Raw genomic sequence first — 12487 nt, 5'->3', positions numbered from 1 at the left:
CATGCCGGCCGCAACCTCCGACCCTCAGGCGATGACCATCACCGTCCGGGTGAAGCGGTACGACCCGGATACCGAGGAGCACCGCTGGGACGAGTGGCAGGTCGAGGCGCTGCCGACCTGGCGCATCCTGGACGCGCTGCACGAGATCAAGTGGGACCGGGACGGCACCCTGACCTTCCGCCGCTCCTGCGCCCACGGCGTGTGCGGCTCGGACGCGATGCGGATCAACGGCCGCAACCGGCTCGCGTGCAAGAGCCTGGTCAAGGACCTGAACCCGGACAAGCCGATCACGGTCGAGCCGATCCAGGGCCTGCCGGTGATCAAGGACCTGGTCGTGGACATGGACCCGTTCCTGCAGGCCTACCGCGACGTCAAGCCGTTCCTCATCGCGCACGGCAACGAGCCGACGAAGGAGCGCCTGCAGTCGCAGAAGGACCGCGACCGCTTCGACGACACGACCAAGTGCATCCTGTGCGCCGCGTGCACCACCTCGTGCCCGGTGTTCTGGACGGACGGCCAGTACTTCGGCCCCGCCGCGATCGTCAACGCGCACCGCTTCATCTTCGACTCGCGCGACGACGCGGCCGAGGAGCGCCTCGAGATCCTCAACGAGCGCGAGGGCGTCTGGCGCTGCCGCACCACGTTCAACTGCACCGAGGCGTGCCCGCGCGGCATCCAGATCACCCAGGCGATCGCCGAGGTCAAGCGCGCGCTGATCACCCGGCGGTTCTGAGGCCGGGCTGACGCTGGAATCGACTGACGCAGCGGGGCGCGGAGAGCACTCTCCGCGCCCCGCTGCGTCGGTTCCGCGCTCGCGCTACGTCAGCGTCCGTAGATCCAGATCGACATGCCCCGCAGTATGCCGATGGCGAAGGCGACCCCGCACAGCACCACGAAGGTCGCGAACTTGGCGATGAACGGCACGGGCAGGTCGTCCGCCGCAGCCGTCCCCCCGCGCCGCTGGCGAAGCAGGAAGATGACGGAGTTCACGCCCAGCAGCGACACGACCGAGTAAGCGAAGAGCCACGGGAAGATCCCGTGCGCGTAGGCGGTCTTGGGGTCCACACAGTCGGACACGCAGCCGGCAGGCGGGTAGGCAGGTTGCTGCATATAGCGCAGCAGCGCCCAGAAGAACGGCCAAGAAAGCGCCACCACCCGCACCATCAGCCGCACCCCCAGCGGCCACAGCGGAACGGCATGCGCCGGCACCGGCCTCGCCGCGACGACGGGCAGCGGCAAGCCGAGATCGGGCACCTCCCAAGGCTCGCTGTCGTAAGCGTCGCCGACCATCCCGCCCCTCCCCAAGCGCGGCCCGCCCCTGCTTGGAGCATCCACGGTGAAGCAGATGGTGGCACCGAGGCGGTCAGCGGTCAACGGTTCCGAAGGACGGGCGCGGGCGGAGTTCTCTTCGGAGCATGGGCTGGGAGATCAGCCGTCAGCGGGCACGGTGGCCCCAGAGCTGTCAGTGGTCGATGTCATCCTGGAGTCACCTCGGCGATGGCCGCGGCTCGATGTCCGACCAGGGGAGGGGATCAGATGGGTACAGCAGAGATCTTCTACGAATACTCCTGGAGTTCGCCCGAAGAATTCGGGTTCACCCTGGACGACTTCTACGCCTTACTCACGTGGCAAGACGACCAGATTGAGCAGCTGGTAGCCGCCGCGTGCGGCAAGCCTCTTCACTCACTCCGGTCCGATGACGGGCGGAGAGAGACACTGGCGGCCGAGATCGCGATCGGCGCATTGATGGGAGACCACGGCAGCGATAACGGCGACGTGGTGTGCCCGCACCTGCGCGCCGCCGCCGCTCCAACCTGGTGGGCGGACCACTTCGGCCGCGGGAACCCCATCGAACTGTCGAAGTTGCGCGATACCGACCCCGAGTGGAAGACGACGTTGGACTGCTACCTCGCCGCACACGACATCGAGCCGCCCCAAGGCGAGAATCAGCCCGGCTGGTGGGTGGTCGCCGATGACCATGTATAACGAACAGCTCAGAACTCAGGCGTACCGGGCGTCGCCCTGGTTCGTGTGACCGCCCGCGCACCCGTTGCGTAGGTGGGTCGGCTGGGGTTTCAGGAAAAAGATCGCCTCCGGCGGGGGCCCTCGCTCGGAGAGTGCCGGAGGCTTACCGGCTGGGGTTCTGGGTGGTGGTGGGGTCGGGGCGGGTCTCTCTCCTCGCCCGGGCCCCGGAGGCAATCAGGAACCCCGCCCCTGGCGAGATCCCTGCGGGAGGTCGGTGGCCCGGTCCGGTAGCGATTCGAGTCGATACAGTATTCTGCATTAGCGCGAATCGCGCGATCTATTCAACTCTCATCTGCCACCTATTTCAACGCACGATAATCCCCGTGAGTTCCCGTAGACTCCTTTTGTCGGAGCCGCGCTGTAGAATGGAGATGTGTCGGGAGCCTTATGGGAGTGGTTATGAAAAATCCTGCATCACATGTGCGGAGCCCCGCCTGCAGGATTTCCCCGCGAAGCGAACGGGCATCACGATCCGACAGGGCTCCCAACCCGGTGCGAGAATGTGCTGAAGAATTCTGCATCGGGTTCGGGCAGGAGCGGACCGGGCCACCGACCTCCCGCAGGGATCTCGCCAGGGGCGGGGCTCTCTCCTCGGTCGGGCAGGCGAAGCCCGATCGGGAAGCCGCCGGGAGGTCAAGCGGCGCGATGCAGAAACCAGCACGGCGGGAGCCACCGCCGCTTGACCTCCCGGCGGGTTCCTGATTGCCTCCGGGGCCCGGGCGAGGAGAGAGACCCGCCCCGACCCCACCACCACCCAGAACCCCAGCCGGTAAGCCTCCGGCACTCTCCGAGCGAGGGCCCCCGCCGGAGGCGATCTTTTTCCTGAAACCCCAGCCGACCCACCTACGCAACGGGTGGGCGGGCGGTCACACGAACCAGGGCGAAGCGAAGCGCACGCCGGCAAGCCCCCACGTGGCCCGCGCCGCGGCGCCTCGTCGAGGCAGAGAAGTCAGACCTTCTCGCGGTCGGGCTCGCCGGCCTGCTGCGGCGTCGCGACCGCGTTGCCGTCCTGAGCCTTGAGCGCGCGCAGGCCCTTCCAGCCCAGCCAGCCGATCGCCGTGCCCATGACCAGCGAGATGATCGCCAGCACGACGTGCACCATCAGGAAGCCGGTGGGGTGGTTGCCGTTCCACGCCCGCGGGTCGTTGTTGATGTTCTTGATCAGAGTGACCCAGATGATCCACGACCAGACGGCGAAGGCGATCAGCAGCCACGAGGCACGGCGAGACAAGCGCATGACAGACAGGCTACCTCGTCGCCCCTCCAGTTTTTACACGCGGTAGAAGTTTGCCTGCCGTGAGCACGAAGTTCGCGGTGGCTTCGATGACGGTGGGGAAGTGGGCGCCGCTCTCCGGGTAGTGGAAGGCGTGCTTGGCGTCCGGGTATTCGAGGAGCTTGCAGACGTTTCCGGCGCGGACCAGTGCGTCGCGGAAGCGGCGGACGGTCTCGATTGACTCGACTTCGTCGGCGGTGCCGTGCTGGATCAGGAGCGGCGGGGTGCCCAGGCGCACGTGCTCGATCATCGAGTACTCGGCGAGTCGGCCGGTGGCGATGCCGATCTGGCGCTCGAGGCGGGCGTGGACGGATGCGTCGAGGGAGCGCAGGTCCAGGCCGGCCGGGTTGAGGGCCACGAGGGTCGCAACGGCGGGGATGGAGGCGGCCGACGTGTCGGCGACCATGGCTGCAACGAGTGCGAGGTGGGCTCCGGCCGAGCTGCCTCCGGCGGCGAGGCGGTTGGGGTCGATGCCCCGCAGGGCGGCTAGCCGCTGGAACTCTGCGGTCGCGCGACGAACGTCGGCGACGCAGTCGTCGATGCTTGCCGCGCCTTGGCCGAGGAGCCGGTAGCCGGCGGACGCGGCGAAGATTCCGCGCGATGCGAGTTCTCGGCAGTGTGCTGCCAACGAGTCGGGCGAGCCCTTGTGCAGGGCGCCTCCGTGGAACAGGACGACTCCCGCGCTGACGTGCGCGCCTTCGGCCGGTTCGAAGAGCAGCAACGGGAGTTCGGTGCCGTCGGCGGCTCGGTAGCGTGTCGAGGATTCGCGGACGGCTGCCATGGCCATGGCTGATATCCGATCACTGGGTATGCACCCGGACAAGTGGATAAGTGCCCGATGGCGGGCTCCCGCCCGCTGCCGACACGCCACGAAAGAGTTCACTGGCGGCGACACGCGGAAGCGGCGACCTAGCCTCACGCGTATGTTGAGATCGACATCATTCTTGCACGGACCAGCGGCGACGTATTCGCTTGCCGGAGCTTGCGCGTTGTCGGCGGCGCTCGTGCTCTCGCCGTCTGCCGCCTTGGCCGCCGCGTCCGGCTCAGGCACGTCCGTGGTGGACCACATCAGCGGGATCACGTGCTCGGAGAGCACTTTCGCCGCACGCGACCTTCCCGGCAGCGGCACGGTCTGCGCCGCCCGACACCCTGTCACCGATGCAGACGCGGACGCGGACGCCCAGCTGGTCGCGATGCTGACGCTGCCGCCCACCGGTGTGCGCGTCGAGTACGTGATGCAGGCGGGCGGAGTGCTGCTCGCCGTCGGCACGACGCTGCTGCTCATTCGGCGTAAGCGTCGCGATCTGAGGTAGTGGGTAGTGCGCATGGCACGCGAACGGCCGGGGCAGGATCCTGCCCCGGCCGTCGAAGGTAGGTATTACATGCGCGTCAGGACGGATCAGTGCCTACGGGCCCTGCGCCGGTACTGGGCCGCGCCGAGGATCACCACTCCCCCGGCGACCAATCCCAGCGCCGGGTAGAACGCGCCGGGGCTGACGGACGCTCCGGTCGGCGGCAGTTTGCCGCACGGCCGGCGGTGGTGCCAGGGACGGTTCTGCCATTCGCCGGGCTTGCCCGAGTGGGTCGGCTCCGCGGTCTCGGTCGGCCAGGTCTTCGTCGGCTCAGGGGTGGCCGTGCAGGTCGGAGCCGGCGGCGTGGTGGGCGTCTCGGTCGGGGTCTCGGTGGGAGTCTCGGTCGGAGTCATGGTCGGGGTCTCAGTGGTGGGCGACTCGGTCGGCGTGAGTTCGCAGTCGACGATGCCCTTGAACGGGAAGTCGTGGATCTCGCCGCCGTTGTGGGTCGCGTCGCCGTGCACGAGCGTGTCCACGATCACGTTGCCCTGGATGTTCCCGTCGTTCTGGTCGACGAGGCGGGCGCTGGGCGCGTAGACGGTGCCGTCGATGCTGGCCGAGCCGGACAGCGTGAGGTTCGTGGTCTGCGGGAAGTTCCACAGCACGTAGGGCGCGGCGTCGCCGCTGAAGCCGGCCAGCGTGGTGACCTTCCAGTCGAAGTGGCCGCTGTCGTCGAGCACGTTGATCACCAGCGGGCCGTTCTCGGTCGGCAGGTTCCGCAGGGTGATGTTCGACAGCAGCGAGAGCTGCTGCTTCGTCACGGTCCACACGTTCGTGTGCGAGGTGTCGAGGGTGAGGTACGCCTGGGTGCCGGCGGGCCACGGCTGCGGGAGCGGGGTGGTGTCGTTCGCCTCGGTCGGGATGACCGTGTCCGGGCAGTCCGCCATGGCCTGCGAGCGCGCCTTGTAGAGGTCGAATACCGCATCGAAGTCGATGAGCCCTGATTGGACGATCGAATCGACAGGCTGGTCGGTGGTGAGTTCGACCCGCGGCGTCGAGTTGCGCTCGCCGCCGGTCGGTACGAGCTGCGTCGGGCCGCCGGTGCCGAGGATGTCGGTGCCGGTCTGGTCGCCGAGCTTCACATAGGTGTTGCTCTGCACCTGCACGATGCCCTGGCTGGTGCTGTCGGCCCAGTTGACTGCGCCGCCGATCAGCAGGCCGGTCGGCCGGTCGTCGCCAGGGACGACGAACGCCTCGTCGGTGGGCGGCTCGTGTGCGGCGACGTTGTAGTTGCCACCCGTGCCGCGCAGCACGAGGTTTCCACCGAGGGCCATCGTGCCCTCGTTCTCGTTGGACGCGACATAGGCGTCGTGGTGGACGAACGCGGTGAACCCGTCGTTGCCGGAGACGGGGTTGCCGATCGCCACGGGTTGCAGGTGCGGCAGATGGTCGGTGGCCGCGAACGCGGGCGTGCCGGACAGCGTGGCGATCGCCAACGCGGCCAGGGCCGCGGTCAGCGGTGGACTGAAAAGCTTTTGATGGTAACGGCGAGTCATACCTCGCAGGTAACCCCTCGCCGCCGCCGAGTCGGCTCAGGCGGGACCGTGCTCAGCCCTGATTCACCCGGTCGGACTTCGCCAGATGCGCTCGTTCGGCCTCGAGCGCGTCCTCGGTGCGGGTGGCCGTCCAGGCGGAGAGGAACAGGGTCGTGACGAAGGTGAGGTCGAACCAGACCAGCAGCGCGATGGGGACGCCGAACGCACCGTAGAGGGAGCGGCCGGCGACCGAGCTGAGGTACGAGCCGACCAGGCTCTTGGTGATGTCGAAGAGCACGGACGCGGCCAGCGCGGTACTGAACAGCACGCTGTGCGGCATGTACAGCCGCGGGATGCCGGAGAGGAAGTAGGCGAACATGATGGTCCCGGCGCCGATGCCCAGGACCGTCCCGATCAGCCACAGCACCGAGCGGGCGAACTGGGTGTCGGCCAGCCGCAGCCAGCGCAGCACGTGCGCGGCCAGGCCCGAGGTGAGCACGGTGGCGGAGAGCACGACCGCGGCGGACAGGCCCAGGCCCACCAGCGAGGCCAGGTCGGCCACCTTGCGCACGACGAAGTTGCCGGGCATGTCGTCCACGCCCCAGATCTCGCGCATGCTCCCGCGCGCGGTGTTGACCCAGGACAGCCCGGTCCAGGTCAGGATCAGGGCACTGATGACGCCGACGGTGGCGGCGTTGGCGGCGACCGCGTTCAGCGAGGACTCCCCGGCGATGCCGGGCAGCTGCTTGCGGATGTGCTCGTTGACGGTCTCGACCCCGCTGTGGCCGAGCAGGGCGGCGGTGAGTGCGGTGGCCACTGCCAGCAGCGGGAACAGGGACAGGAACGCCGAGTAGGTCATCGCGGCGGCCAGCCGGGTGCCGCGGCGCTGCTGGAAACGGTGGAAGGTGCGGTAGACCGGGTGCGGGCGGCCGCGCACGCCCCACCAGTGCCAGGAGCGCCGCACGATCCGCGCCGCCGTCAGCTTGACCACACGGAGAGCTTACCCAGCGTCACCGAGTGTGGCGGGCGTGCGGTTACGCCGCGCCGCGGGCCGGTTCGCCGGCGCACCACTCCTGGCCGAACGGGAACTCGCGCAGCACCTGCCAGTCGCCCGAGGCACGCTGCTCGTAGAGCTTGAGCCGGTCGATGTCGAACTCGGCGTGGTAGTCGGCCAGATCCTGCATGGCGAACTCGAGCATGTGCTCGTCCAGGTCGTGCGCGACCGTGACGTGCGGGTGGTACGGGAACTGCAGCTCACGCTCGAGCACTCCGCTGACCACCTGGGACTCCAGGTTCGCGCAGGGCGTGATGCCCTGCGCGATCTGCACGAAGACCACCGCGGAGATCGGCAGGAAGGTGCCGGTGCCGCCGAGCCGCATGGTGAACGGCGAGAACCCGGCGGCCACGTCGGCGAGGTGCTGCTCGATCGCGCCGAGCGCCGCCGGGTCCACCTCGGTCGGCGGCAGCAGCGTGACGTGCGTCGGGACGTACTTCGCGTGGACATCGCCGTAGGACGCCCGGCGGGCCCGCAGGGCGCTGCCGTACGGCTCCGGTATCTCCAGCGATATCCCGATGGTGGTCACTTCGAAAGGAAACCGATCTTTTCGTAGACCTCGGACAGGGTCCGGGAGGCCACCTCCCGGGCCTTCTCGGCGCCTTCGGCCAGGATCGCGTCGAGCTTGCCGGCGTCGGCCAGGATCTCCTCGGTGCGCTCCTTGAACGGCGAGAGGGTGTCGGTGACGAGCTCGGCGAGGTCCTTCTTGAGGTCGCCGTAGCCCTTGCCCTCGTAGTCCCGCTCCAGCTCGGGGATGGTGCGCTCGCCCAGCGCGGCGTAGATGCGCAGCAGGTTGGCCACTCCGGGCTTGTTCGCCTCGTCGAAGCGGATCTCCCGCTCGGTGTCGGTGACGGCCGACTTGATCTTCTTGGCGTTGGCCTTCGGGTCGTCCAGCAGCTCGATGATCCCGCCGGGCGAGGACGCGGACTTCGACATCTTCGAGGTCGGGTCCTGCAGGTCCATGATCTTCGCGGTGTCCTTGACGATGTACGGCTCGGGCACGGTGAAGGCCTTGCCGTAGCGGGTGTTGAACCGCTGCGCGAGGTCGCGGGTCAGCTCGAGGTGCTGGCGCTGGTCCTCGCCGACCGGGACGAAGTCGGCCTGGTAGAGCAGCACGTCCGCGACCATCAGGATCGGGTAGGTGAACAGGCCCACGCTGGCCGCGCCGACGCCGTGCTTGGCCGACTTGTCCTTGAACTGGGTCATCCGGGAGGCCTCGCCGAAGCCGGTGAGGCAGCCCATCACCCAGCTCAGCTGCGCGTGCTCGGGCACGTGGCTCTGCACGAACAGGGCGCAGCGCTGCGGCTCGAGGCCGGCCGCGAGCAGCTGGGCGGCGGCCACCCGGGTGCGCCGGCGCAGCGCCGCCGGGTCCTGCTCGACCGTGATGGCGTGCAGGTCCACGACCATGTAGTAGGCGTCGTAGTCGTCCTGCATGGAGACCCAGTTGCGCACCGCTCCCAGGTAATTGCCCAGGTGGAAGGAGTCGGCGGTGGGCTGGATCCCGCTGAGCACGCGCGGGAGAGCACGCGGCGGCCCTGCTGTCGTCAGGTCGGTGGACATGGCTTCTATTCTCGCAGACCCGCGCAAGGAGCTTCACCCGCTCCGCCCGGGTCGGCAGCCGTCCGGGGCGCCGTCGGGGCGCCGCGCGCGGCCGCCGCCGCGGCTACTGCTGCGCTATCACGGCCTGGGCCTCCGCCGGCGCCGGCACCCCGCTCCGGTTCTCCTCGCCGCCGCCGAGCTCGGCCTCCAGGGCCTGCGCCTCGTCGCCCGTGTGGACTATCCGCACCCGGGAGACGCGGCGGCCGTCCATGGTGTGCACGGTGAAGCGCAGATCGTCGTGCACGACCACGTCCCCGGCCTTCGGCATCCGCCCGAGCTGGGCGATCAGGAAGCCGGCCAGCGTCTCGTACGGGCCCTCGGGCAGCGGCACGCCGATCTCCTCGGCCGCCTCGTCCAGGTTGACCAGGCCGGAGAGGTCCAGGCCGCCGTCGCGCAGCCGGATCACGTCGGCGCGGGCGCTGTCGTACTCGTCCCGGATGTCGCCGATGACCTCCTCGACCAGGTCCTCGAGGGTGACGATGCCGGCCGTGCCGCCGTACTCGTCCACCACGATGGCCAGGTGGAACGAGTCGCGGCGCATCTCGGAGAGCGCGTCGAGCACGTGCTTGGTGCTGGGCAGGAACAGCGCCGGGCGGGCCAGCGCGGAGACGTTGCCCTCCCGCTCGGCCGCGGCCGGGCTGAGCAGGTCGCGCACGTGCACGAAGCCGACGACGTTGTCCGCGGACTGGTCGATCACCGGGTAGCGCGAGTGCGGGTGTCCGGCTATCTCGGCCGCGGCGACCCGGATCGAGGTGGAGCCGTCCAGGAAGACCACCTCGGTGCGCGGCACCAGCACCTCGCGCAGCTGCCGGTCGCCGGCGCCGAAGACCTCGTCGATCAGCCGCCGCTCGTCCTTGCTCAGCGAGTCGCTGCTGGCCACCATGCGGCGCAGCTCGGCCTCGCTGACCTGCTCGCGCGCGGCCGAGGGGTCGCCGCCGAACAGCCGCACCACCCCGTCGGTGCACACCGAGAGCAGCCAGATCACCGGCCGGCACAGCCGGGACATGCCGTTGAGGAACGGCGCCACGGCGCGGGCGGTGGGCTCGATCCGCTGCATGGCCAGCCGCTTGGGCGCGAGCTCGCCGATGACCAGGGTGACGAAGGAGATGATCATGGTCACGCCCACCAGGCCGGTGAAGCCGGCCAGGCCGGAGCCGAGGCCCGCCGAGACCAGCGCGTTCTTGGCGTGCTCGGACAGCGTGGTCGCGCCGTAGGCGGAGGAGAGCAGCGCGGTGAGGGTGACACCGATCTGGACGGTGGCCAGGAAGCGGTTGGGGTCGCGCACCAGGCGGGCGACGATCGCGCCGCGGCGGCCGGACTCGGCCATTTCCTGGACCTGCGCCTCACGCAGCGAGACGAGCGCGATCTCCGAGGCCACGAACAGGGCCTCGATCAGGATCAGCGCCAGGACGATGAGGCAGGACAGGACAGTGGGGTTCACCGGCCCGGCACCCCCGGGAACGGGAGCGGCGAGCCGCCGGGTCTATTGCACTCCGAAGGAGGCGAAAGGGCCATGCGCACCAGTCTACGGCGCGCACGGCCCCTCGCGGATCCCCCGGTCCGGGCCGAAGCCCGTGGCGTCAGGAGGCGGTGACGTAGGACTTGGTCAGGTCCTTGCTCGACGAGGTCAGCGCGCAGCTGAAGTAGTCGGTGCCGTCGTCGAAGGTCTCCGAGTTCTCCGGGAAGTAGTACTCCGCGGTGATGCTGTCCGGCAGGTCCGAGGCGAGCGAGGCGGTGGCTTCGTCCGACTCGCAGGTGGTCTTGCCCTCGCTCTCGAGCGTGTCCGTGCCGGGGAAGCTGGACTCGGTGATCTTCGGCTCCGCGTAGATCTGGGCGTCGTGCGCCTCGGTGCACGGAATGGCGGTGACGGAGGTGACATCCGACTCGCTGGACGGCAGGTCGAAGCAGTCGCCGACCTTCAGGTCCAGCACCGAGAGCGTGCCGGCCTTGTTGACCTGGCCGTTGTTGTCGCGCTTGGCCGGGTTCGCGGTGGCGAAGTGGTAGCCGGCGACACAGGCGGCGACCACCAGGAGGACCACGACCCGCCCGACGATGGTGCCGAAGATCGCGGCGGCGATCTTGGCTCCGCCGGTGCGGTTGGCCTTGACCGCGCTGACCGGGGTGGGGTAGCCGTAAGGGCCCTGCGGCCCCTGGCCGAAGGCGGGCTGGCCGAACGCGGGCTGGCCCGGCTGCTGCGGCGGCGCGCCGAAGGCGGGAACCTGCGGCTGCTGGGGCGCGCCGTAAGGCTGCTGCGGAGCGCCGTAGGGCTGCTGCGGCTGCTGCGGAGCACCGTAAGGCTGCTGCTGCGGAGCACCGTACGGCGCTTGGCCGCCCGGCTGGCTCCAACCCTGTGCGTCCTGCGGCGCGCCCTGCGGAGCACCGTAGGCAGGCTGCTGCGGCTGCTGCAACGGCACGAACTGCGTGGGCGCGGCCGCGTCGGCGGGCTGCTGCGGCTGCTGCGGCTGCTGACCGGAGGAGTACGGGTCGTACGGGTTGCTCATGGGAAGATCAACGCCCCCTGTTTTTCGGCTGTGACATCGCGGAACCGGCCCAGCCAAACGCATTCGTATGCCCGCGGCAAGAAGGCGGCAAACTCCGTTACCGAACTGATGAGACGACAAATCCCGCCCACGCCGGGATGAACCGGGTGTGGACGGGATCGGGCGCTTGGGTGACGCGGGGTCAGATCAGGCCGAGCTTGGTCACTTCGTCGCGCTCGGAGACGAGCTCGGCGACCGAGGCGTCGATCCGGCCGCGGGAGAACTCGTCGATCTCCAGGCCCTGGACGATCTGGTAGTCGCCGTCCTTGGTGGTGACCGGGAAGGAGGAGACCAGGCCCTCGGGCACGCCGTAGGAGCCGTCGGAGACGATGCCCATCGAGGTCCAGTCGCCCTCGGCGGTGCCGTGGAACCAGGTGCGCACGTGGTCCAGCGCGGCCGAGGCGGCCGAGGCGGCCGAGGACAGGCCGCGGGCCTCGATGATCGCGGCGCCGCGCTTGGCCACGGTCGGGATGAAGTCGCCCTCCAGCCAGGCCTGGTCGTTCACCAGCTCGGCCGCGTTCTTGCCGCCCACCTTGGCGTGGAAGATGTCCGGGTACTGGGTGGCCGAGTGGTTGCCCCAGATCGTCAGGTTGCTGATCTCGGTGACGGCGGCGCCGGTCTTCTTGGCCAGCTGGGCGACCGCGCGGTTGTGGTCGAGCCGGGTCATCGCGGTGAACCGGGTCTTGGGCACGTCCGGCGCGTGGCTCGCGGTGATCAGGGCGTTGGTGTTGGCCGGGTTGCCCACCACCAGCACGCGCACGTCGTCGGCGGCGTGGTCGTTGATCGCGCGGCCCTGCGGCTTGAAGATGCCGCCGTTGGCCGCGAGCAGGTCGCCGCGCTCCATGCCGGCCTTGCGCGGCATGGCGCCGACCAGCAGCGCGACGTTGGTGCCGTCGAACGCCGTCTTGAGGTCGTCGGTGATCTCGATGCCGTGCAGCAGCGGGAACGCGCAGTCGTCGAGCTCCATCGCGGTGCCCGCGGCGGCCTTGAGCGCCGGGGTGATCTCGAGCAGGCGCAGCTTCACCGGCACGTCCGGGCCGAGCAGGTGGCCGGCCGCGATCCGGAACAGCAGCGAGTAACCGATCTGGCCGGCCGCGCCGGTGACCGTGACGTTGACGGGGGTGCGAGTCATTGCGACGCCTTCTTCGAACTCTGAGACAGCAGGGACT

13 protein-coding genes are annotated in these 12487 nt (G+C 69.4%); 3 read left to right on the top strand and 10 right to left on the bottom strand.

Features of this window, described 5'->3' with window-relative positions:
* The first annotated feature begins 1 nt into the window (after position 1).
* On the top strand, positions 2-733 hold the full coding sequence (locus tag ACTRO_RS30135) for a succinate dehydrogenase iron-sulfur subunit (protein WP_034268495.1): 732 nt from the start codon (positions 2-4) through the stop codon (positions 731-733).
* A gap of 89 nt (positions 734-822) precedes the next feature.
* On the opposite strand, the gene ACTRO_RS30130 is transcribed toward ACTRO_RS30135, so the two are convergent.
* On the bottom strand, positions 823-1290 hold the full coding sequence (locus ACTRO_RS30130) for a hypothetical protein (RefSeq protein WP_034268494.1): 468 nt from the start codon (positions 1288-1290) through the stop codon (positions 823-825).
* Positions 1291-1536: 246 nt separating this feature from the next.
* Here ACTRO_RS30130 and ACTRO_RS30125 point away from each other — a divergent pair, with 246 nt between their 5' ends.
* Positions 1537-1986, top strand: coding sequence for a hypothetical protein (locus tag ACTRO_RS30125; protein WP_034268491.1), 450 nt, complete (start codon positions 1537-1539; stop codon positions 1984-1986).
* A 988-nt stretch (positions 1987-2974) separates the two neighbouring features.
* On the opposite strand, the gene ACTRO_RS30120 is transcribed toward ACTRO_RS30125, so the two are convergent.
* Together ACTRO_RS30120 and ACTRO_RS48325 are read right to left on the bottom strand one after the other, a co-directional pair.
* Positions 2975-3262 (bottom strand): SCO4848 family membrane protein, encoded by a 288-nt coding sequence (locus ACTRO_RS30120; RefSeq protein WP_034268488.1) that lies wholly within the window; start codon positions 3260-3262, stop codon positions 2975-2977.
* Between the two features lie 10 nt (positions 3263-3272).
* Complete coding sequence (locus ACTRO_RS48325) at positions 3273-4085, bottom strand: alpha/beta hydrolase (RefSeq protein ID WP_034268486.1); 813 nt, start codon at positions 4083-4085, stop codon at positions 3273-3275.
* A 202-nt stretch (positions 4086-4287) separates the two neighbouring features.
* On the opposite strand from ACTRO_RS48325, the gene ACTRO_RS48320 reads away from it, so the two are divergent.
* Positions 4288-4611: an LPXTG cell wall anchor domain-containing protein gene (locus tag ACTRO_RS48320; protein WP_034268483.1), complete on the top strand. Its 324-nt coding sequence runs from the start codon at positions 4288-4290 to the stop codon at positions 4609-4611.
* 86 nt (positions 4612-4697) lie between these two features.
* Here ACTRO_RS48320 and ACTRO_RS30105 read toward each other — a convergent pair whose 3' ends face one another.
* The 7 genes from ACTRO_RS30105 to ACTRO_RS30075 form a co-directional block, all read right to left on the bottom strand.
* The gene (locus ACTRO_RS30105; protein ID WP_051451612.1) at positions 4698-6146 is read right to left on the bottom strand and encodes a choice-of-anchor A family protein; all 1449 of its coding nucleotides are present in this window, start codon (positions 6144-6146) and stop codon (positions 4698-4700) included.
* 52 nt (positions 6147-6198) lie between these two features.
* Positions 6199-7116 carry a YihY/virulence factor BrkB family protein gene (locus ACTRO_RS30100; RefSeq protein WP_051451611.1) on the bottom strand — a complete coding sequence of 306 codons (918 nt, stop codon included), beginning with the start codon at positions 7114-7116 and terminating at the stop codon, positions 6199-6201.
* A gap of 43 nt (positions 7117-7159) precedes the next feature.
* The gene (locus tag ACTRO_RS30095) at positions 7160-7708 is read right to left on the bottom strand and encodes a 2'-5' RNA ligase family protein (protein WP_034268480.1); all 549 of its coding nucleotides are present in this window, start codon (positions 7706-7708) and stop codon (positions 7160-7162) included.
* Positions 7705-8739 (bottom strand): tryptophan--tRNA ligase, encoded by a 1035-nt coding sequence (gene trpS / locus ACTRO_RS30090; RefSeq protein WP_034268477.1) that lies wholly within the window; start codon positions 8737-8739, stop codon positions 7705-7707. The genes ACTRO_RS30095 and trpS overlap by 4 nt, the downstream gene beginning before the upstream one ends.
* A gap of 103 nt (positions 8740-8842) precedes the next feature.
* A complete protein-coding gene (locus ACTRO_RS30085) occupies positions 8843-10219 on the bottom strand; it encodes a hemolysin family protein (protein ID WP_063628097.1) in 1377 nt (458 codons plus the stop codon).
* Positions 10220-10358: 139 nt separating this feature from the next.
* On the bottom strand, positions 10359-11279 hold the full coding sequence (locus ACTRO_RS44140; RefSeq protein ID WP_051451610.1) for a hypothetical protein: 921 nt from the start codon (positions 11277-11279) through the stop codon (positions 10359-10361).
* Between the two features lie 181 nt (positions 11280-11460).
* Positions 11461-12450: a malate dehydrogenase gene (locus ACTRO_RS30075; protein ID WP_034268475.1), complete on the bottom strand. Its 990-nt coding sequence runs from the start codon at positions 12448-12450 to the stop codon at positions 11461-11463.
* Between the last annotated feature and the right edge of the window lie 37 nt (positions 12451-12487).

Source organism: Actinospica robiniae DSM 44927 (assembly GCF_000504285.1).
Classification (GTDB): Bacteria; Actinomycetota; Actinomycetes; order Streptomycetales; family Catenulisporaceae; genus Actinospica; species Actinospica robiniae.
Note: the sequence above shows the minus strand (reverse complement) of the source record. Positions and strands in the feature narration are given on the sequence as shown.

What these genes read in the sequence shown, in the direction of transcription:
- ACTRO_RS44140 (WP_051451610.1), bottom strand. Translation starts at nt 11,279, where the DNA reads ATGAGCAACCCGTACGACCCGTACTCCTCCGGTCAGCAGCCGCAGCAG.
- ACTRO_RS30130 (WP_034268494.1), bottom strand. Translation starts at nt 1,290, where the DNA reads ATGGTCGGCGACGCTTACGACAGCGAGCCTTGGGAGGTGCCCGATCTC.
- ACTRO_RS30075 (WP_034268475.1), bottom strand. Translation starts at nt 12,450, where the DNA reads ATGACTCGCACCCCCGTCAACGTCACGGTCACCGGCGCGGCCGGCCAG.
- trpS (WP_034268477.1), bottom strand. Translation starts at nt 8,739, where the DNA reads ATGTCCACCGACCTGACGACAGCAGGGCCGCCGCGTGCTCTCCCGCGC.
- ACTRO_RS30105 (WP_051451612.1), bottom strand. Translation starts at nt 6,146, where the DNA reads ATGACTCGCCGTTACCATCAAAAGCTTTTCAGTCCACCGCTGACCGCG.
- ACTRO_RS30135 (WP_034268495.1), top strand. Translation starts at nt 2, where the DNA reads ATGCCGGCCGCAACCTCCGACCCTCAGGCGATGACCATCACCGTCCGG.
- ACTRO_RS30125 (WP_034268491.1), top strand. Translation starts at nt 1,537, where the DNA reads ATGGGTACAGCAGAGATCTTCTACGAATACTCCTGGAGTTCGCCCGAA.
- ACTRO_RS30120 (WP_034268488.1), bottom strand. Translation starts at nt 3,262, where the DNA reads ATGCGCTTGTCTCGCCGTGCCTCGTGGCTGCTGATCGCCTTCGCCGTC.
- ACTRO_RS48325 (WP_034268486.1), bottom strand. Translation starts at nt 4,085, where the DNA reads ATGGCCATGGCAGCCGTCCGCGAATCCTCGACACGCTACCGAGCCGCC.